The organism is Streptomyces graminilatus, from assembly GCF_001418565.1.
Classification (GTDB): domain Bacteria; phylum Actinomycetota; class Actinomycetes; order Streptomycetales; family Streptomycetaceae; genus Streptomyces; species Streptomyces graminilatus.
Window position 1 is genome coordinate 1 of record NZ_LIQQ01000178.1, and the last position, 19,485, is coordinate 19,485.

A 19,485-nucleotide genomic window follows, 5' to 3' on the forward strand; every position below is an offset into this window, starting at 1 on the left:
GCCCGTTCCCCCGCCACTCGCGCCCGCCACACCTGCCACGACCGCCCCCGGCAGGGGCACAGCCCCGCCGACCACCACCTGTTCACCGTCCACGAGGAACCGCGCGCGGTTGAGCCCGTCGGTCTTCGTACCGGGACGCACCCCGCCGGCGGCCCGCAAGGCGTCGGCGACCCTGGATCCGGCGGGCAGCCGATGAACCCCCGGCTCCCGCACCTTGCCGCTGACGTCCACCACGATCCTGGGCCCGGCCGTTCCCGTACCGCTCCGGGGACCGGCGGCGACGCCACCCGTCCGTGCCACCCCGAACGGAGCCGCCGCCCGCACCACCTCCGGCGCCCGAACCGGCTGCACACGCCCGGCCCAGAAGTGCTGTACGGCGAGCGCCCCGGCGGCGACCAGCACCACCGTGAGCGCCACCACGCTCCGCCGTTCCAGACCGCACCGCACCTGCAACCACAGGGGCATCCGCTCCCGCACCGCGAGCCCGGCCCGCTCCCGCCAATCCCCGGCGGCCCGACCGCCCACGACACCGACACCGACACCTCTGCCGGCAACAGCATGGACATCGGCATCGGCATCGGCATCGGCAACGGCAACGGCAGGCGCGATGACCGTGTCCCCGTCGCCGCCCGAACCGCCCCCACCGGAAACCCCACGCCCTACCGCCGCCCCGGGAAACCGACGGCCCTCCGCCACCCCCGCGTCCCGCTCACCGCCTCCGGGCGGACCGTTCCCCGACTCCCGTCGTTCCACTACCTGTTCGCCGAAGAGCACCTCCGCCCGTCGGCGGATCTCGTCGGCCGACGCCTGATGCTGACGGGCCCGGCCGCGAGGACGGCGATGTCCGTGACGGACACGGCCGTCGGACATCGGGCCGCGCCCCGGGCCGCTGGTCGGAGTGGTCGCGTGTGAACGTGATCGAAGTGCCATGCGCCGATGATGGGGCAATCCACCACACCCGCGATGATCTTGCTCAATTCCGGTGGAAAACCATCTGGTTGTGGATAACTCCCTCACCCACACGAGTAAGGGAGCACCACGGAACCCCTCACCGAGGCGACACGACCACGCCCAGCAACCCAGGCCCCGTATGCGCCCCGATCACCGCCCCGATCTCGCTCACATGCAGCTCGGCCAGCCCAGGCACCCGTTCCCGCAACCGGTCCGCGAGGGCCGCCGCCCGGTCGGGGGCGGCCAGATGGTGAACGGCGATGTCGACCTGCGCCAGGCCCGTCTGCTCGACGACGATCTCCTCCAGGCGGGCGATGGCCTTGGACGCCGTCCGTACCTTCTCCCGCATCTCGATGCGACCGCCGTCGAGCTGCAGCAGCGGCTTCACGGCCAGGGCGGAGCCGAACAGGGCCTGCGCGGCGCCGATCCGGCCGCCACGGCGCAGATAGTCGAGGGTGTCGACGTAGAAGTAGGCGAACGTGCCCGCGGCCCGCTTCTCCGCGGCGGCGACGGCCTCGTCCACCGTGCCGCCCGCTTCCGCCGCCTCGGCCGCGGCCAGTGCGCAGAACCCGAGGGCCATCGCCACCATGCCGGTGTCCACCACCCGTACGGGCACCGGCGCCTCACGGGCCGCCAGGACCGCCGCGTCGTACGTGCCCGAGAACTCGGCCGAGAGGTGCAGCGAGACGATGCCGGTGGCACCGGACTCGGCCACCTTGCGGTAGGTCTCCGCGAAGAGCTGGGGGCTGGGGCGCGAGGTGGTGACCGGCCGGCGCTTCTGGAGTGCCTGGGCCAGGGAGCGGGCCGAGATCTCGGTGCCCTCTTCGAGGGCCTGGTCACCGAGGACAACGGTCAGCGGCACCGCGATGATGCCGTGACGCTCCATCGTCCGCGGCGGCAGGTAGGCCGTTGAATCGGTGACGATCGCGACATGGCGGGACATGAGCTGGAGGTTACCTGCCGTAGCCCCGCGGCGGCAGCCCGCCCCCTTTCACCTGCGACGGGACCGGAGCCGGCCCGCCCGGTCACTCACCCGTTCAAGTCGTGCTCTCGGGACGGGGTTTCTTCTGCCAGGGGTGGACGGGCTGCCGCACCGGCGGGGTGATGGCCGGCCGGGCCGGTTCGGCACCCGGGCGTGCGGCGGGGTTGTCCGGCCACGTCTGCTGCGCGCCACCGCCGCCTGCGGCCGGGGCCTCCGGCCACGACGGCGGAGCGGGAGCAGCAGAGGGAGAGGCAGTGGGCGTGGGCTCCCCGGTCGTCCAGTGCCGCAGGGCGCCCGCCTCGATGTCTATCTGGGTCCTGAGGGCGTCCAGGTCGTCGCCCGCGAAGCGGTTGGCCCGGTCCCGGGCCGCCCAGCGCAGCGAGTCGGACGCCTGGGTGATGTGGCCGGTGCGCTCACGCAGGTCGGGCAGCCGTGAGGCGAGCTTCGCCCGGTCGGGCTCGGACTCCAGCCGCTTGAGTTCGGCGTCCAGCTCGTAGCCGTGCGTACTGAGCCGCTGGAAGAGGCCGAGGGACTCCCTGAGGGACTCGTCCTCGCCCACGCCCGCGTGCAGCGCGTCCTGCGTGGCACGCATGGACGTGCGCAGCTTGAGTCTGAGCTGGGCCAGTTCACCGGCCGGGCCGAGCTGGGTGTAGGTCTTGGCGCGCAGCGTGGTGTCCTCGACCGTGCGGCGGGCCTGCGAGATGGTCCGGTCCACGCCTCTCTTGGCCGCGCCGACCGCCTTCACCGTCGCGTACACGCCCAGCACGACGAACAGCAGGAAGAGCAGGGCGACAACTGCGGCAGCGGCTTCCACGGCGCTCCTCCTCGAACCGGTCGCGGCTTTCGGGCCGCTCTTCAAAGGTAAACGCAAAGGGCAGGCCCGGAGTTCCAAAAGAACCCCGAACCTGCCCGTAGGGGACTACCCGGAGCCGCCCGGCAGACCGCCCGCCGGACCGCCGTCGGACAGCCCGCCCCTGCGCCGCTACGCCGTGACGATGTTGACCAGCTTCGGCGCCCGCACGATCACCTTGCGGATCGCGGCGCCGTCCAGCGCCTCCACGACCTTGTCGTCACCCAGTGCCACCTTCTCCAGCTCCGCGTCGGAGATCGACGGCGAGACCTCCAGGCGGGCCTTGACCTTGCCCTTGATCTGCACGACGCAGGTCACGCTCTCGTCCACGACGTACGCGGGGTCGGCGACCGGGAAGTCCTGGTGGACGACCGAGTCGGAGTGGCCCAGCCTGCGCCACAGCTCCTCGGCGATGTGCGGGGCCAGCGGCGCGACCAGCAGCACCAGGGCCTCGGCGACCGGGCGCGCGACCGGGCCGCCCACCTTGGTCAGGTGGTTGTTCAGCTCGGTGACCTTGGCGATGGCGGTGTTGAACCGCAGGCCCTCCAGGTCCTGGCGGACGCCGTCGATCGCCTTGTGCAGGGCGCGCAGGGTCGCCTCGTCGGGCTCGGTGTCGACAACGGTGACCTCGCCGCTGTTCTCGTCGACGACGTTGCGCCACAGCCGCTGCAGCAGCCGGTACTGGCCCACCACCGCGCGCGTGTCCCACGGCCGCGACACGTCCAGGGGGCCCATCGCCATCTCGTACAGACGCAGCGTGTCCGCCCCGTACTCGGCGCAGATCTCGTCCGGAGTGACCGCGTTCTTCAGGGACTTGCCCATCTTGCCCAGCAGCCGCGAGACCTTCTCGCCCTCGTAGTAGAAGGCGCCGTCACGCTCCTCCACCTCGGCGGCCGGTACGGCGATGCCACGGCTGTCGCGGTACACGAAGGCCTGGATCATGCCCTGGTTGAACAGCTTGTGGAACGGCTCGACCGACGAGACGTGCCCCAGGTCGAACAGGACCTTGGACCAGAAGCGGGCGTACAGCAGGTGCAGCACGGCGTGCTCGGCGCCGCCGACGTACAGGTCGACGCCGCCGTGGGGCTGGCCCTCGCGGGGGCCCATCCAGTACTGCTCGATGGCCGGGTCGACCAGCTTCTCGCTGTTGTGCGGGTCCAGGTAACGCAGCTCGTACCAGCAGGAACCGGCCCAGTTGGGCATGGTGTTGGTCTCGCGGCGGTACTTCTGCGGGCCACGCCCGTCGCCCAGGTCCAGGGTGACGTTGACCCAGTCCGCGTTGCGGGACAGCGGGGTCTCCGGGGAGGTGTCCGCGTCGTCCGCGTCGAAGGTGCGCGGCGAGTAGTCCTCGACCTCGGGCAGTTCCAGGGGCAGCATCGACTCGGGCAGCGAGTGGGCGACGCCGTCCTCGTCGTAGACGATGGGGAAGGGCTCGCCCCAGTAGCGCTGGCGGCTGAACAGCCAGTCGCGCAGCCGGAAGTTGACGGTGCCGCGGCCGATGCCCTTGCGCTCCAGCCACTCGGTGATGCGCGCCTTGGCCTCGGGGACGGCCAGCCCGTCCAGCGAGATGTCATCGTTGGCGGAGTTGATGATCGTCGCGTCGTACGCCCCGAAGGCGCTGTCCCAGGTCGACGTGTCGGTGCCGCGTCCGTCGGTCGGCTCGACGATGCAGTGGATCGGCAGTTCGAAGGCGCGCGCGAACTCGAAGTCGCGCTGGTCGCCCGCCGGTACGGCCATGATCGCGCCGGTGCCGTAGCCCATCAGGACGTAGTCGGCGATGAAGACGGGGATCTGCTCGCCGCCTGCCGGGTTGGTCGCGTACGAGCCGATGAAGACACCGGTCTTGTCCTTGGCCTCGGCCTGCCGCTCGACGTCGGACTTCGAGGCGGCCTGGGCGCGGTAGGCGGCGACGGCCTCTGAGGGCGTGGCGTGGCCGCCCGTCCAGACGTCGTGGGTGCCCTCGGGCCAGGCGGCCGGGATCAGCTTCTCGACCAGCGGGTGCTCGGGCGCCAGGACCATGTAGCTCGCACCGAACAGGGTGTCCGGGCGGGTGGTGAAGACCGTGATGGCCTCGCCGTCCACGGGGAAGTCGACGCGGGCGCCCTCGGAGCGGCCGATCCAGTTGCGCTGCTGCAGCTTGATGGCCTCGGGCCAGTCCAGCGCGTCCAGGTCGTTCAGCAGCCGGTCGGCGTAGGCGGTGATGCGCATGTTCCACTGGCGCAGCTTGGCCTTGAAGACGGGGAAGTTGCCGCGCTCGGAGCGTCCGTCGGCGGTGACCTCCTCGTTCGCCAGTACGGTGCCCAGTCCTGGACACCAGTTGACGGGCGCCTCGGAGGCGTACGCCAGGCGGTACTCGCTCAGGACGTCGGCGCGCTCGGTGGCGGTCAGCTCGTTCCACGCGCGCGCGTGGTCAGCCGGTACGGCGCGCTCGCCGCTCTCGAACTGGGCGATCAGGGCGGCGATCGGGCGGGCCTTGTCCGCCTCCTCGTCGTACCAGGAGTTGAAGATCTGCAGGAAGATCCACTGGGTCCACTTGTAGTAGTCCGGGTCGATCGTGGCGAAGGACCGGCGCCTGTCGTGGCCCAGGCCCAGCCTGCGCAGCTGGACCTTCATGTTCTCGATGTTGGCCTCGGTGGACACCCGGGGGTGCGTGCCGGTCTGCACCGCGTACTGCTCGGCGGGCAGGCCGAAGGCGTCGAAGCCCAGGGTGTGCAGGACGTTGTGGCCGGTCATGCGCTGGAAGCGGGCGGACACGTCGGTCGCGATGTAACCCAGCGGATGCCCGACGTGCAGACCCGCACCGGAGGGGTACGGGAACATGTCCATGATGAACTTCTTGGGCTTGGCGGCCAGCTCCGGGTCGCCCGCCAGGTCACCGGTCGGGTTGGGGGCGGCGTACGTGCCCTCGGCGTCCCAGAAGTCCTGCCAGCGTGCCTCGATGTCGGCCGCCATGGCAGCCGTGTAGCGGTGCGGCGCCGCGACCTCGGCGGCAGCGGGGTTCGTCTCGCTCATGGTCCTCAAAGCTCCATCGATCGTCTCTGCCTGCGGCCTGGAAATGAAAAATCCCCTCGCACAGGAGGGGACGCCGCGCCGATGCCGACCACGATTCGGCAGTGGTCGGGACTGATCAGCGCGGCTCGCTAAGCAGAAGGCGTACGGCACGCATGGCGTCAGGGTACCGCAGCCGTCGAGCGCGCCGCGACGGAGTTCCAGGGGCGCGCGGCACCGGGTGCCACACCGGGGAAGTGTCCTGAAAGTCCCCACAGGACCCCCACACAACGCTCTCCGGACGCCCGCGCCCCCCAGGGGGAAACGTGAATCGCCACACATTGAAACCTGAACCAGGTTCAAAAATTACTCCGCGTAACAACCTCTATGGGACATCACGCCAGCCTCAAAACCCTTTGGTAACAGCGCAATAACTCAAACCTCGTACTCCTTGGTATGTCTCGACTTAGAGTTCGACGCGGGACCGCCTTCCCGAACCGCTCGGAGTTGCCCCCATGAACCTTCGTAGTAACAGTTCGCTTCCCCGGACGGGCCGTTCGGCCTCCGGGATAGCGACGGCTGCCATGCTGCTGCTCATACCCGTGGTCGTGCTGGTCGGAGGTGACACGGTCCAGGACTTCCTCAACTTCGGCGCCGGCGTGCTGTCACTGGTCGCCCTCTCCTGCTCGGTGATCTGGGGCCTGGTCGCGACGGACCGGGTCTTCCTGAACACCCGTCAGCGGTTGATCGCCCAGGCCGTGCACCGGACGACCGCCGTCTCCTCGGTCGCCTTCCTGCTGCTGCACATCTCGGTCAAGATCGCGCTCGACCACGCCCCGCTGATCGCCGCGCTGATCCCCTTCAGCCTCGGCGTGACCGGCACCGGAAGCCTCATCGGCTTCGGCTCCGTGGCCGGCCTGCTCATGATCTTCACGGCCGTCACCGGCGCGCTGCGCAGCCAGTTCGCGTCCCCGGCCCCGGTCGCGGCCCGCTGGCGCATCATGCACATGATGGCCTACCCGGCCTGGTGCTTCGCCCTGGTCCACGGCCTGTACGCGGGGCGCCCGGCGAAGCCGATCTTCACCATTCTGTACAGCCTGTGCCTGGTCGCGGTCATGGCGGCCCTGGCCCTGCGCTCGGCGCCCCGCCCGTTCAAGCGCAAGGTGGCCGCCCAGATCATGGCCGTCCTGGGCTCCCAGGAGCGATTCGGCCGCGAGGGCCTGGACGCGAGCCGGGCACGTATCGGGGAGTCGGCGGGCTACGACAGCAAGCCGGCGGGCAGGCCCGCGCGCGGCGACTCCGGGGTTCCCCCGCAGCGCGGCGCGGCCGCCCCGAACCCGCTCTACGACGCTCCGGCCAGCCGCACCATGACCCCCGAACCCTCGCAGGACGGCTTCGCCGCGGCCTACCGCGCCGCGACACCCCCGGCCGGGCAGGACTCGTACATGGGCCAGACCGCGCGGATGGACATCCAGGCCACCGAGGCGATGCCGCGGATCGACGGCAGTACGTCGGGCACCTGGCCGGTCCCGTCCCCGCCGCCCGTCGGCGAGGCGCCCGTCTCGGCGTACGACCCGATGAACGACACGGGATTCAACATCCCGGCCTATGGCAATCCGGGCCCCGCCGCGTACCGCACGAGTGATGTGTACAACACCGGTGAGTCGAATGCCGCCTATGGCACGTACAACGCGAACGACACGTACAACAGCGGTCCCGCCACTGATGTAAACCCCGGTGCTCCTTTCGAGGCACCGGGTTCGGGCGAACCTTGGAACGCGCCTTCCGGAGGCTTTAAGTGAACGAGGCTCTGCCCGACGTCCCCGAAGTCCGCGTGGTCGGGCTTCCCGTGCTCACGTCGGGTTTCGACCTTGTCGAACGACTGGACCTGCCCATGCACCTCAAGGTGCATGGGCCGCTCGAACCCATGGGCGGCGAGCAGCTCGCGCAGCTCGCCGAACGTATTTCGCTGAAGGGCCGCGGCGGCGCGGGCTTCCCGTTCCACAAGAAGCTGCGCTCGGTCGCCGAGACGGCGATCCGCCGCGGTGTGCGGCCGGTCGTCGTCGTCAACGCGAGCGAGGACGAGCCCGCCTGCCGCAAGGACACGGTACTGGTCAACCGTGCCCCGCACCTGATCCTGGACGGCGCCCTGCTGTGTGCGGAAGCCATGGGCGCCCGCACCCTCGTCATCGGGGTGACACGTGAATCCACCCAGCGTTCCATGGAGGCGGCGCTCTCCGAGCGTGGCCTCAACAACGGCCGCAGATCGGCTCTACGCGCGCGCGTGCAGCGCAATCCGATCCGGATGGTCACCGGCGCCGCCGCCTCGCTGATCCGTTCCATCGACGGCGGCCCGGCGATCCCGCCCGGCCGCAAGATCAGCGCCTCGCAGACCGGCGTCGGCGGCGCCCCCACCCTGCTGTCCAACGCCGAGACGTACGCCCAACTGGCGATCGCCGCCCGCATGGGAGCCGAGCGCTACTGCAACACCGGCCTGTACGACGAGCCGGGCACCGTCATGCTCACGGTCTCCGGCGCGGTCGCCCGCCCCATGGTGATCGAGGTGCCGACGGGCGTACCGCTGCGGTACGTCCTCCAGCTCGCCGGCGCCCCGCCGGTCCCGCAGGGTGTGCTGACCGGCGGCTACCACGGCAAGTGGGTCGACGCGGCGACGGTGAACGAGGCGATCGTCTCGCGCAACTCCCTGGACGCGGTGGGCGGCGCGCTCGGCGCCGGCGCGATCCTGCCGATCAGCCAGGAGACCTGCCCGCTGGGCGAATCGCTGCGCGTGGCCCAGTGGCTGGCCGAGGAGAGCGCCGGCCAGTGCGGCCCCTGCTACCTCGGCCTGCCCGCCGCGGCGCGCGGCATGCAGGACATCCTCAACGGCGGTGGCCCGGCCGCCCTGGAGGCCGTCAAGCAGGTCGCCAAGTCCGTGAAACGACGCGGTGCGTGCTCGCACCCGGACGGCTCGGCGATGTTCCTGGAATCGACCATCAAGGCGTTCACGGACGACATCGCGGCCCATGTCCTCGGAAACGGCTGCGGAAGGCCCGTAGAAGGCGTTCTGCCGCTCTTCGAGGGCGGTCAGATGCCTACGGGCATCCCGGGCGGCGGACAGCCGGAGGAGGAGAGCGGCCCCAGCCGCCAGAAGATCTACGTCGACTGGACCCTCTGCCGAGGTCACGGCCTGTGCGCCGACCTCCTCCCGGAGGTCTTCGAACTCGGCGCCGACGGGTTCCCGACCGTCGCCCAGGCGAAGGTGCCCCGGTACGCGGAGGCGAAGGCGCTGCGCGCGGTGCGCCGCTGCCCGGCGCTGGCGCTGCGCATCGAAGAGGACACCAGGGCCTCGGCCCCCGACCGCCTGCCGGTCCTGTCCCAGCGCGGCGGCAGGGGCCGACGCGCCCTCGGCAGCGGTCGCTGAGACACGCGGGAACACAGGAACACGCGAGAACAACCACGGCGGGCCACTCGGATCGATCGAGTGGCCCGCCGTCCGCGTTCCCCGTACGTGTCCCGCGTACGCGTGTCCTGAGTACGCATCCCTGTGCACAACGCCGAAGGCGGGCCATCCTGTTCGGATGACCCGCCTTCGACTTCTGTGGAGCTAAGGAGAATTGAACTCCTGACCTCCTGCATGCCATGCAGGCGCTCTACCAACTGAGCTATAGCCCCTCGCGTTCCGCCGGGTTTCCCTGGCGGCGACGCCAACATTACCGGTCCTCCGGTGCAGCACCAAATCGTTTCCGTCGGGCCCGGCCGGGGTACCGGGTCAGGCCGTGACGAACGAGTAGAACCGCTTGAGGGTGCAGTGCTCCTCGAGGAGCCGTCCGTAGATCGGCTCGCCCTCCAGCTCACGGTAGGTCTCGATCGGGTCGCCCTTTATGATCAGCGCCCGCGCGCATTCCTCGCACCAGTACTGGTAGTCGTGGTTCACCGGCTCCATGTCACGGACGATGGGCGTACCACTGCCGCACCAGTCGCATTTCCTCCTGTGTGCACCCATCGATCAGCTCCAGCTGTGGCCGCAGGCCGTGCACACGTAGGAAACGCCACCGTTGTCACCGAGGACCTGGGCGACATGGCCGGAACCGCAGGAAGGGCAGCTGAGACGGGTTCTCCTGCCCCGTATGACCGCCGCATCAGGGAGGTTACCGACCTCCCTGAGGATGCTCGCAGGCATCGCAACTCCCTCCCGTCGGGCCGCGCCCCCTTCCGGCCGTTTGATTCTGCCACGGACGGACCAATACGGTCAGCGACGCCTTCGTACCAGTCCGGACACGGCACCCACCGCAGCCGTCGCGGCCAGCGCGAACTTGCATCAAAGAAGAGCTTCCGCAGAGGTATACGCCTCCGAGCCCCCAAGTGACTCAGCCGGTGCGGGAAGAGTCTGCCGGAGACGGCGGTCGAACGACGAGAGTCCCGCCCCCGGATGGGGAGCGGGACTCTCGTCACACGATGTTCCTGATCTGTGGAGCTAAGGAGAATTGAACTCCTGACCTCCTGCATGCCATGCAGGCGCTCTACCAACTGAGCTATAGCCCCTCGCGTTCCGCCCTGACCTGCGGGGCGAACAAGAAGAACTTTAGCCTGCGACCAGCCGGAAAGTGAAATCCGGGTTCCGGCCCCTGACGAGGTGCGGGGAGGGGCGCTCAGTCGTCGTCGCCGAGGACCGGTTCGGGCAGCGTGCCGGCGTTGTGCTCAAGGAGGCGCCAGCCGCGGGCGCCCTCGCCGAGGACGGACCAGCAGCAGTTGGAGAGACCGCCGAGGCTCTCCCAGTGGCGGGCCTCCAGGCCGAGCAGGCGCCCGATGGTGGTCCGGATGGTGCCGCCGTGGCTGACCACCACGAGGGTGCCGTCGTCGGGGAGTTTGTCGGCGTGCCGCAGCACCACGGGGGCGGCGCGGTCGGCGACCTCGGTCTCCAGTTCGCCGCCGCCGCGGCGGATCGGCTCACCGCGCTTCCACGCGGCGTACTCCTCGCCGTGGCGGGTGATGATCTCCTCGTGCGTCAGCCCCTGCCAGACGCCCGCGTACGTCTCGCGCAGGCCCTCGTCGTGCGCGACCGTGAGGCCGGTGAGCCCGGCGAGTTCGCGTGCCGTGTGCGCCGCGCGCTGGAGGTCCGAGGCGACGATCGCGTCGGGCTTCAGCGAGGCGAGCAGCCGGGCGGCGCGGCGCGCCTGGCCGACGCCGGTCTCGGTGAGCTCGACGTCGGTGGTGCCCTGGAAGCGCCGCTCCACGTTCCACGCCGTCTGGCCGTGGCGCCACAGGATGAGGCGGCGGCCCGGACCCGGCTTGCGGCGGGTCTGGGCGGACGCGGGGGCGGTCACCGCAGGCCTCCGAAGTCGGCGGTGTCCTCCTCGGCCCGGAGCTTGGCGTGCTCGGCGGCCTTGCCGCGGGTGGCCTTGGCGTCCTCGGGAAGCTCCAGCTCGGGGCAGTCCTTCCAGAGCCGCTCAAGGGCGTAGAAGACGCGCTCCTCGCTGTGCTGGACGTGGACGACGATGTCGACGTAGTCCAGGAGCACCCAGCGGGCCTCGCGGTCGCCCTCGCGGCGGACCGGCTTGGTGCCGAGTTCCTTGCTGAGCCGCTCCTCGATCTCGTCGACGATCGACTTGACCTGGCGGTCGTTGGGTGCGGAGGCCAGCAGGAAGGCGTCCGTGATCGACAGCACGTCGCTGACGTCGTAGGCGATGATGTCGTGCGCGAGCTTGTCGGCAGCCGCCTGCGCGGCGGCGGAGATGAGCTCGATGGAACGGTCAGTGGCGGTCACTACAAGGCTTTCGGTCGGCGGTCAGGAACCCTTGCGGGATACCCAAGGGTCTCACGGACCGCCGACACCGCCCCACGTCATCACCGGATCACGATGTGCCCTTGTAGTCCTTGCCGAGGATCACGGACACGTCGGCGTTCGAGGTGACCGTGCCCTTCTTGACCGCGCTCGTGGGCAGGCCCAGCGTCTTGGCGGCCTGGACGGCGTTCTCCTTGTCGGCGGCGTCGGCGTAGAGGACCTCGGAAGTGGCACTCACGCTGTCGGCCGTACCGCCCTCCAGGAAGGTGAAGCCGCCGTTGAGTAGGACGACGCGGGCCTTCTCGGTGTCGCCCTTGTCGCCGCCGGCGTTCTGGACGGAGACACGGACGGCGGCGCCCTTGTCGGGGCTCTTGGCGGTGCCGCCGAGGACGGCCTTGACGACCGAGGAACCGGCCTGGGCGCTCAGGGTGCCGTCGCCCCGGACGGGCAGCAGCGCGGTCTTGTAGTCGCCGCCCTTGGCCAGGTCGGCGAGCCTGGCGAGGAAGCTGCCGAGGTCCTTGTCGGTCAACGAGGGGTCGAGGATCTGCGCCAGGGTCTGCACGGTGACCGTCGCGGCCTGGCTGTCGGAGGACAGCTTGCGCAGCACCCCCTGGATGACCTGGCCGAACCGCTCCAACTGGGCGTCCGGGGCCTCGCCGGGGGCGAGGTAGGTGGCGTAGGCGACGGCCATCTTGCCGCTGAGGGTCTGCGCCTGGCCCTTCTTCACCAGGGGCGCCGTGCCCTTCTTGGCGGCGTCCGGGTCGGGGACGTCCGTGTTGGTGTCGATGTCGATGTCGCCGACCAGGTCGACGAGGTTCTGCAGATAGGGGGTGTCGAGCCGCCAGGTGCCCTCGATGTCGGTGCCGAGGACGGTGTCGAGCGCGTCGCGTGTCCCGGAGGAGCCGTCGTCGTCGACGGACTTGCCGAGCGTGGTCGTGGTGCCGTCGTCGTCGGTCAGGGCGAGGGAGTTGGGCAGCAGGATGGTGGTGCCCTCTTTGGTGGTGGCGTTGTCGACGAGCAGCACCGTGGACGTGCCGCCCTTCTTGGTGTTGTGCAGGTGGACGACGACGACGTCCCGCTTCTGGGCCCCGCCCGCGGTCACGCCGCCGGTCCGGGTTTCCGCGTCGGACGATCCCGGCAGCATCCCCGCGTACCAGAGCCAGCCGGCCCCGCCCACCGCCACCAGGGCGAGGACGACGGTGAGGGCGATGACGCGGCCCCGGGTGCGGCGCTTGGCCTCCTCGCGGCGCTCGGTGCGGTTCTCGGTGAAGTTGAGCCAGTCGATGACATCCTCGGAGTCACCGGTGGGCTCCTCGACGAAGGCGAACTGCTGGGTGCTGTAGTCGCGTTCACCCTCGCCCTGCGTGCCCTGGCCGCTCGCCTGGGCCTGCGGGACGTCACCCTCGACAGGACCGCCCTGCTGGGGGACGTAGGCGGTCTGTTCGGCCTGCGCGGTCCGTGGCGTCGGTACGGCGTGCGCGGTCTGCTCGGCGACCCTGGGCTGCGGCCCGCCGGGCGCCGCCTGCCCGTAGGGGTCGTACCCGGTGGCCGGGTTCCCGGTGCCGTACGGGTCGTACGACGGGGTGGGCTGCTGCTGTCCGGTCGCGTACGGGTCGTAGCCGTACGGGTCGTACCCCTGGGGCTGGGGGGTCTGCTGCCCGTAGGGGTCGTACGGCTGCTGCCCCGGCTGCACGTGGTGCTGCTGCGGTTGCTGCTGCTGGTACCCCTGCTGTGGTGGCGGCACCTGCTGGTACACGGGCCGGCCGTGGTCGTCGTAGCCGACGAGCTCGTACTGCTGGTCGCCGTCGTACCCGGAGTCGTATGGGTCGTTCACCGGTGCCCCTCTCGGCTCACTCGCCGCGGTACAGCTCGCGCTTGTCGATGTAGCGCACCACACCGTCCGGCACCAGATACCAGACCGGGTCGCCCTTGGCTACCCTCGCCCGGCAGTCCGTGGACGAGATGGCAAGGGCGGGCACCTCGACGAGCGAGACACCGCCCTCCGGGAGACCCGGGTCGGTCAGGGTGTGGCCCGGCCGGGTGACCCCGATGAAGTGCGCGAAGGAGAACAGCTCGTCGGCGTCCCGCCAGGTGAGGATCTGGCCGAGCGCGTCGGCGCCCGTGATGAAGAACAGGTCCGTGTCGGGGTTGAGCGCGCGCAGATCGCGCAGGGTGTCCGTGGTGTACGTCGGGCCACCGCGGTCGAGGTCGATGCGGCTGACCGAGAACTGGGGGTTCTCGGCCGTCGCGATGACCGTCATCAGGTAGCGGTCCTCGGCCGGCGACACCTTGCGGTCCGACTTCTGCCACGGCTGCCCGGTCGGCACGAAGACCACCTCGTCGAGGTGGAACTGCGCGGCGACCTCGCTGGCCGCGACGAGGTGTCCGTGGTGGATCGGATCGAATGTGCCGCCCATCACGCCGAGGCGGCGCTTGCCCGGGTTCGACGGGCCGTTGCCGGGCCCGCGCCGGAGCAGCCCCGGGCCGCTGTCCACATCGCGCGCCTCACGGTCGCCGGCGTTGTCCGCCGGGCCGGTAGGCATGTCCTGCTCTCCCATGCGGCAGACCCTACCGGCCCGTCCTGCGGGCATTGGCCACGGCCTCCGGCCCCGGCTGGACCGGAATCAGCGGTCGCGGTTGAAGCGGGTGGTGATCCACAGCAGGAGCAGCAGAATGCAGAGGGCGCCGCCACCTGTGAGGAAGGGGCTGAGGCTCTCGTGGTTGCCGCCGTGCTCCTCGCCCTCGGCTGCGAGGGTGACCAACTGGGCTGCGGTGCTGTGGAAGCTCATCTTCGGCAGGACCTATCCGGTGAGGGCGGGATAAAGACGTCGGCCCATCGTAAGCGTGCCCGCGCGCGGGGATCACGCCGACTCCGCCGTCAGCTCCGGGGAGCGGACGGCGAGGGAACTTCCGGCCCGTCTCAGTCGTCCTTCTGCCTGTACCCCCGCAGCAGGAGCCACGCGGTCAGGATGCAGCCGAAGAACATCACGATCAGCACGACCCGGAGCAGATCGCCGGATCCCTGCTTCTCGGCGGCGCTCGCGGCCTCGTTGATCCAGTTGGTTACGGGGGTGTGGTCCATCGGATCGCTCCTTACGGTGTGCTGCCCCGCCACGGTATCTCCGCCTGGGCCGGGCTCCACCTCGGGGGGCACATAGGGCAATCGACGCATGGGGGAACGCATGTCCGACGACAGCCGCGACAGCAACGGGCACGGGCCGGAGGGGACCAGGGGACACGAGAACGTACCGAGCAGACAGCGCACCCGCTTCCCGGGGATCTCCTCACGGGCGTACGAGCACCCGGCCGACCGCTCCGCGCTGGTCGCCCTGCGCAAGCTCAGCGGGTTCGACACCGTCTTCAAGGCGCTCAGCGGGCTGCTTCCCGAGCGCAGTCTGCGGCTGCTGTTCCTGTCCGACTCCGTGCGTGTCTCGGACCAGCAGTTCGCCCACCTCAACGCCATGCTGCGCGACGCCTGCCACATCCTGGACCTGGAGAAGGTCCCGCCGATGTACGTCAACCAGGACCCGCAGCCCAACGCGATGTGCATCGGCCTGGACGAGCCGATCATCGTCGTGACGACCGGTCTCGTCGAACTGCTCGACGAGGAGGAGATGCGGGCGGTCGTCGGCCACGAGGTCGGACACGCGCTCTCGGGCCACTCCGTCTACCGGACCATACTGCTCTTCCTGACCAACCTGGCGCTCCGCGTCGCCTGGGTCCCGCTCGGCAACATCGCGATCATGGCGATCGTCACCGCCCTGCGCGAGTGGTTCCGCAAGTCCGAGCTGTCCGCCGACCGCGCGGGTCTGCTCGTCGGCCAGGACCTCAAGGCCTCGATGCGCGGCCTGATGAAGATCGCCGGCGGCAACCACCTGCACGAGATGAACGTGGACGCGTTCCTCGCCCAGGCCGAGGAGTACGAGTCGGGGGGCGACCTGCGCGACTCCGTGCTGAAGATCCTCAACGTCCTCCCCCGCACCCACCCCTTCACCACCGTGCGCGCCGCCGAGCTGAAGAAGTGGGCGGAGTCCCGCGACTTCCAGCGGATCATGGATGGCCACTACCCCCGCCGCACCGAGGACAAGGACACCTCGGTCACCGGCTCCTTCCGCGAGTCGGCGGCGAGCTACGCCAACAACGTCAAGAACTCCAAGGACCCGCTGATGAAGCTGGTCACCGACATCGCGGGCGGAGCGGGCGACCTCGGGGGCCGGGTCAGGCGCGGCTTCACCGGGTCCGGCAGCTCCACCCCCGGCGACTCCACCCCGCCCAGGGACCAGCCGCCCCACGACGAGAACTGACGACCACCCCACCGACACAGACACCGGCACCGGCACCGGCACCGGGTACGCTCCCCTGGCCCTGGCACCGCCGCCGGCGGCTTGGCTGCGCCCTGGGCCGCACTCCCGTGGCCCTGGCACCGGGCACCGGCGTACCCGGGCACCCGGGCCCGCCACCAGCCGCGCTTCCGCGCCCCGACCACCGGCCTACGGGCCACCGCGCCACAGGACACCCGGAACCGCACCACGGGCCACCGGCCCACAGGGGACCGCGTAACGGGCAACGGGCCACGCGGCATCGCACCTCGGCCCACCAGCCACCAGCCACCAGCAGGGTCACACCCTCGGCTGCGCCCCCGCCGCCAAGGAGCCGCACAGTGCCGTCGTGCCGCCCGTCGCGTAGGGGTCCGTGCCGGCGGGGCCGCCCGCCTTGGCCGTCTGGCCTGCCAGCAGTGGGCGGAAGTGGTTCGCGGAGTCCTCGGCGCAGGACAGCGGGCCGGCCTGGACGTAGGAGACGACCAGGCGGGCCTGGTGCATCCGCAGGTCGTCGCGGTCGAAGCTGAAGTGCAGCTCGCGCCGGACGGTGAACAGCGACGCCTTCGCCCGCCCACCCGCGCCGGTCGGCCGCAGCGCGTAGACGAAGGTGTGGTCGGCGACGACCTCCAGGGTCGCCGCGTCGGTCTCGGCGGCCCGCAGCGTCCCCCGTACCCGGATCCTGCTGTCGGCGAGCTGGGCGCGGGCCGGGTCGAAGCGCACCAGCCAGCCGGTGGGAGCATGTCTGCCGTCGGCGGCCGGGCGGTCGAAGCTGGCGTCGAACTGGTCGAGCTGGTCCGGATCGAGCAGCACCCGCACGGCCCGGACCTCGCCGCGGGTGAGCACCTCGGGATAGAGCGAGGAGTCGACTATGTAGTCCTTGGCGGTGGTCAGGGCGCTGACCACCTGGCTCTCCGAGAAGTGCGAGGTGCGCCGGGTGGCGGGCAGTGGGATGCCTTCCGCGCCCACGGAGAACTGGGCCGCCGGACTGTGGGCGAACAGCCGTTCGGGGTCGGTCGCGCCGGGCACGGCACCCTGCGGCGCGAGCGGGATGACGGTCATCCGCAGCGGCTCGGGGGGCAGCGCGGCGACGGGGCTCTGGTACGGGTTCCGTACGCCCATGTAGATCGCGGTGCCGAAGGCGAGAGCGATGAGCACGACGAGGACCAGCGCCTGCCGGGGCAGCCCCCGGTTCAGAGGCCGGCGACGGCGTACTGCGGGGGCATGGTCGTCAAGGCGCTCCTGCGCGGAGAACTCCTGGAGCCGGGCAGCGCGGACGAACGATTCGTCGAAGACGACGGATCGGTACTCGTCCTCGCCGCCACCAGGGGCAGCCTCGGGTGTCCCCTCAGGTGGGTCTCCTGGTCCGCCCATACCTTCAGAGTAGGTCTCAGGAAGCCCCGGTAAACGCCCCGCTGCACGACAAGTTCTGACAGGTTCCCACCAGGAATGAACAGGCCACCGGCGGGTTCGGGTCAGGGAGTCCCGGGGATCACCGAGACGGCCGGGTTGGAGTAGTCGGCCGAGGCCGAGGGACTCGCTCCGGCGCCCCGCCCACTGCCCTGCCCACTGTCCTGCCCGCTGCCCTGTCCCGTACGCTGCCTGCCGCCCTGCTCAAGGCCGGTGGAGGCGGGCGGCGGCACCTGTTCCTGGCGGCCGGCGGACGCCCCCTTGTAGACCGCGGTGAACGCCAGCGCGACCATGCCGATGCCCATGACGATGGCGAGCAGCCAGGCGACCGGACGGTGCCAGCGGGAGATCTGCTTGCCGTGCGGGCCCGGAGCGCCGTAGCGGCTCTCCAGGAACTGGGCCCGCTCCTCCAGGTCGTCGAGATCCGGATCGTGGCCGAAATAGGCGGGGTCGTCGGATCCGAAGCCGTCGTCGTAACGGTCGTCGTCGCCTCTGAGGCCTCTGGAGTGCGCCCGGCGGGCCTCGGCCTCGGAGGCCTCCGCTCTCGCCTGCGCGGCAGCCAGGAGGCGCTCGACGGCGGTCGGCTCGTGCACCACGGCCGCCCGTACGAAGGCCTCGTCGAAGACCACGGAGGCGAACTCTTCGTCCGACACCCCGCGGTCGTGGTCGTCGTCGGGCTCCCAGCCGTCAGGGAAGAACGGCGTGCCCCCCACGTCCTCCGGCACGGATCCAGAGTAGACCGGGGGTGTCAATTTGGGCAGACGGTAGAGAAATTCAGCTACCGGATGAGACAGGTTTGCGCGCCACGGACCGCTGCCGCCGGACCCGGACCGCCGGGGGCACAGCGCCGGGCGTACACCTGCCGTCCGCCGGGCGCCCCACCCCGGCGGACTCGTGATCATGCCTCTCAGCGGCGGATATGTCCGTCGCCGGTGACGATGTACTTCGTGCTGGTCAGCTCCGGCAGCCCCATCGGTCCGCGCGCGTGCAGCTTCTGCGTCGAGATGCCGATCTCCGCGCCGAAACCGAACTGCCCCCCATCGGTGAATCTCGTCGAGGCGTTGACGGCGACCGTCGTCGAGTCGACGAGCTGGGTGAAGCGGCGGGCGGCCTGCTGGGAGGTCGTCACGATCGCCTCCGTGTGCCCGGAGGTCCACAGCCGGATGTGCTCGACGGCCTTGTCGAGGGAGTCGACCACGGCGGCCGCGATGTCGTAGGAGAGGTACTCGGTGTCCCAGTCCTCCAGCGTGGCCTCGACCACGGTCGCCTTCGAGTCCTTCGCGTACGCCAGCACCCGCGGGTCCGCGTGCACGGTCACCCCGGCCTCGGCGAGCGCGTCGAGGGCGAGCGGCAGGAACTCGGGGGCGATGTCCTGGTGGACGAGGAGCGTCTCGGCGGAGTTGCAGACGCTGGGCCGCTGGGCCTTGGAGTTGATCAGGATGTCGACGGCCATGTCGAGGTCGGCCTGGGCGTCGACGTAGACGTGGCAGTTGCCGACGCCGGTCTCGATCACGGGGACCGTGGACTCGGTGACGACGGTCTGGATCAGGGAGGCGCCGCCGCGCGGGATCAGTACGTCGACCAGGCCACGGGCGCGCATCAGTTCCCGTACGGAGTCGCGGCCCTCGCCGGGCACGAGCTGCACGGCGTCAGCGGGCAGGCCGGCCCCGCCGACGGCGTCGCGGATCACCCGTACCAGAGCGGTGTTCGACTCGAAGGCGGAGGACGAGCCGCGCAGCAGCACCGCGTTGCCGGACTTCAGGCAGAGGGCGGCGGCGTCGACCGTGACGTTCGGGCGGGCCTCGTAGATGATGCCGACGACGCCCAGCGGGACGCGGACCTGGCGCAGGTCGATGCCGTTGGGCAGGGTGGAGCCGCGCACGACCTCGCCGACCGGGTCGGGCAGCGCCACCACGTCCCGGACGTCGGAGGCGATGGCGCGCACCCGCTCCGGGGTGAGCGTCAGCCGGTCGATGACCGTCCCGCTGGTGCCGGCCTCCCGCGCGCGGGCGATGTCCTTGGCGTTGGCCTCGACGATTTCGCTCGTACGGACCTCCAGCGCGTCCGCGATGGCGAGCAGCGCGTCGTCCTTCTCGGCCCGCGGGAGGGGGGCGAGATCGGCGGCGGCGGCCTTGGCGCGGTAGGCGGCCCGGGTGACCGGGGACATCGAGTCGTACGGCGAAAGCGTGGTCATGGGGGAAGCGTA

At 70.6% G+C, this 19,485-nt stretch carries 18 protein-coding genes and 2 tRNA genes; 4 read left to right on the forward strand and 16 right to left on the reverse strand.

Features of this window, described 5'->3' with window-relative positions:
* On the reverse strand, nt 1-525 hold a 525-nt coding region (locus tag AOK08_RS48895; RefSeq protein WP_422125743.1), incomplete at its 3' end, for an SLBB domain-containing protein.
* Between the two features lie 33 nt (nt 526-558).
* On the opposite strand from AOK08_RS48895, the gene AOK08_RS48900 reads away from it, so the two are divergent.
* Complete coding sequence (locus AOK08_RS48900; protein WP_107100964.1) at nt 559-912, forward strand: hypothetical protein; 354 nt, start codon at nt 559-561, stop codon at nt 910-912.
* Between the two features lie 136 nt (nt 913-1,048).
* On the opposite strand, the gene AOK08_RS16465 is transcribed toward AOK08_RS48900, so the two are convergent.
* From AOK08_RS16465 to leuS, 3 genes are all read right to left on the reverse strand, one after another.
* Nucleotides 1,049-1,894: a DegV family protein gene (locus AOK08_RS16465; protein ID WP_055526320.1), complete on the reverse strand. Its 846-nt coding sequence runs from the start codon at nt 1,892-1,894 to the stop codon at nt 1,049-1,051.
* Nucleotides 1,895-1,988: 94 nt separating this feature from the next.
* On the reverse strand, nt 1,989-2,747 hold the full coding sequence (locus tag AOK08_RS16470) for a hypothetical protein (protein WP_055526321.1): 759 nt from the start codon (nt 2,745-2,747) through the stop codon (nt 1,989-1,991).
* A 168-nt stretch (nt 2,748-2,915) separates the two neighbouring features.
* Nucleotides 2,916-5,795: a leucine--tRNA ligase gene (leuS, locus tag AOK08_RS16475; RefSeq protein WP_055526322.1), complete on the reverse strand. Its 2,880-nt coding sequence runs from the start codon at nt 5,793-5,795 to the stop codon at nt 2,916-2,918.
* Nucleotides 5,796-6,286: 491 nt separating this feature from the next.
* Here leuS and AOK08_RS16480 point away from each other — a divergent pair, with 491 nt between their 5' ends.
* Together AOK08_RS16480 and AOK08_RS16485 are read left to right on the forward strand one after the other, a co-directional pair.
* Nucleotides 6,287-7,573 carry a ferric reductase-like transmembrane domain-containing protein gene (locus AOK08_RS16480; RefSeq protein ID WP_198539286.1) on the forward strand — a complete coding sequence of 429 codons (1,287 nt, stop codon included), beginning with the start codon at nt 6,287-6,289 and terminating at the stop codon, nt 7,571-7,573.
* Nucleotides 7,570-9,192, forward strand: a complete 1,623-nt coding sequence (locus AOK08_RS16485; RefSeq protein ID WP_055526323.1) for an NADH-quinone oxidoreductase subunit NuoF family protein — start codon at nt 7,570-7,572, stop codon at nt 9,190-9,192. The genes AOK08_RS16480 and AOK08_RS16485 overlap by 4 nt, the downstream gene beginning before the upstream one ends.
* Before the next feature lie 178 nt (nt 9,193-9,370).
* Here AOK08_RS16485 and AOK08_RS16490 read toward each other — a convergent pair.
* The 9 genes from AOK08_RS16490 to AOK08_RS46525 form a co-directional block, all read right to left on the reverse strand.
* A tRNA-Ala gene (locus AOK08_RS16490) sits at nt 9,371-9,443 on the reverse strand.
* A gap of 97 nt (nt 9,444-9,540) precedes the next feature.
* Nucleotides 9,541-9,774, reverse strand: coding sequence for a hypothetical protein (locus AOK08_RS16495; RefSeq protein WP_044472114.1), 234 nt, complete (start codon nt 9,772-9,774; stop codon nt 9,541-9,543).
* 466 nt (nt 9,775-10,240) lie between these two features.
* Nucleotides 10,241-10,313: transfer RNA gene (locus AOK08_RS16500), tRNA-Ala, on the reverse strand.
* 107 nt (nt 10,314-10,420) lie between these two features.
* A complete protein-coding gene (locus tag AOK08_RS16505) occupies nt 10,421-11,095 on the reverse strand; it encodes a histidine phosphatase family protein (protein ID WP_055526324.1) in 675 nt (224 codons plus the stop codon).
* Nucleotides 11,092-11,535 (reverse strand): ribosome silencing factor, encoded by a 444-nt coding sequence (rsfS, locus tag AOK08_RS16510; protein WP_055526325.1) that lies wholly within the window; start codon nt 11,533-11,535, stop codon nt 11,092-11,094. Before rsfS ends, AOK08_RS16505 begins: the two co-directional genes overlap by 4 nt.
* Before the next feature lie 88 nt (nt 11,536-11,623).
* Nucleotides 11,624-13,387 carry an LCP family protein gene (locus AOK08_RS16515; protein WP_055526326.1) on the reverse strand — a complete coding sequence of 588 codons (1,764 nt, stop codon included), beginning with the start codon at nt 13,385-13,387 and terminating at the stop codon, nt 11,624-11,626.
* A 16-nt stretch (nt 13,388-13,403) separates the two neighbouring features.
* Nucleotides 13,404-14,111 carry a nicotinate-nucleotide adenylyltransferase gene (nadD, locus tag AOK08_RS16520; RefSeq protein ID WP_055526327.1) on the reverse strand — a complete coding sequence of 236 codons (708 nt, stop codon included), beginning with the start codon at nt 14,109-14,111 and terminating at the stop codon, nt 13,404-13,406.
* A gap of 66 nt (nt 14,112-14,177) precedes the next feature.
* Entirely contained in the window at nt 14,178-14,342 is a 165-nt protein-coding gene (locus tag AOK08_RS46520; protein WP_198539287.1) for a hypothetical protein, read from the reverse strand.
* Between the two features lie 131 nt (nt 14,343-14,473).
* Nucleotides 14,474-14,635 (reverse strand): hypothetical protein, encoded by a 162-nt coding sequence (locus tag AOK08_RS46525; protein ID WP_198539288.1) that lies wholly within the window; start codon nt 14,633-14,635, stop codon nt 14,474-14,476.
* A 100-nt stretch (nt 14,636-14,735) separates the two neighbouring features.
* Here AOK08_RS46525 and AOK08_RS16525 point away from each other — a divergent pair, with 100 nt between their 5' ends.
* A complete protein-coding gene (locus tag AOK08_RS16525) occupies nt 14,736-15,857 on the forward strand; it encodes a M48 family metallopeptidase (protein ID WP_055526328.1) in 1,122 nt (373 codons plus the stop codon).
* A gap of 315 nt (nt 15,858-16,172) precedes the next feature.
* On the opposite strand, the gene AOK08_RS16530 is transcribed toward AOK08_RS16525, so the two are convergent.
* The 3 genes from AOK08_RS16530 to AOK08_RS16540 form a co-directional block, all read right to left on the reverse strand.
* Nucleotides 16,173-17,243, reverse strand: a complete 1,071-nt coding sequence (locus tag AOK08_RS16530; RefSeq protein WP_055526329.1) for an SCO2583 family membrane protein — start codon at nt 17,241-17,243, stop codon at nt 16,173-16,175.
* Nucleotides 17,244-17,344: 101 nt separating this feature from the next.
* A complete protein-coding gene (locus tag AOK08_RS16535; protein ID WP_055526330.1) occupies nt 17,345-18,004 on the reverse strand; it encodes an SCO2584 family spore wall biosynthesis protein in 660 nt (219 codons plus the stop codon).
* Nucleotides 18,005-18,186: 182 nt separating this feature from the next.
* Nucleotides 18,187-19,473, reverse strand: a complete 1,287-nt coding sequence (locus AOK08_RS16540; protein ID WP_055526331.1) for a glutamate-5-semialdehyde dehydrogenase — start codon at nt 19,471-19,473, stop codon at nt 18,187-18,189.
* Between the last annotated feature and the right edge of the window lie 12 nt (nt 19,474-19,485).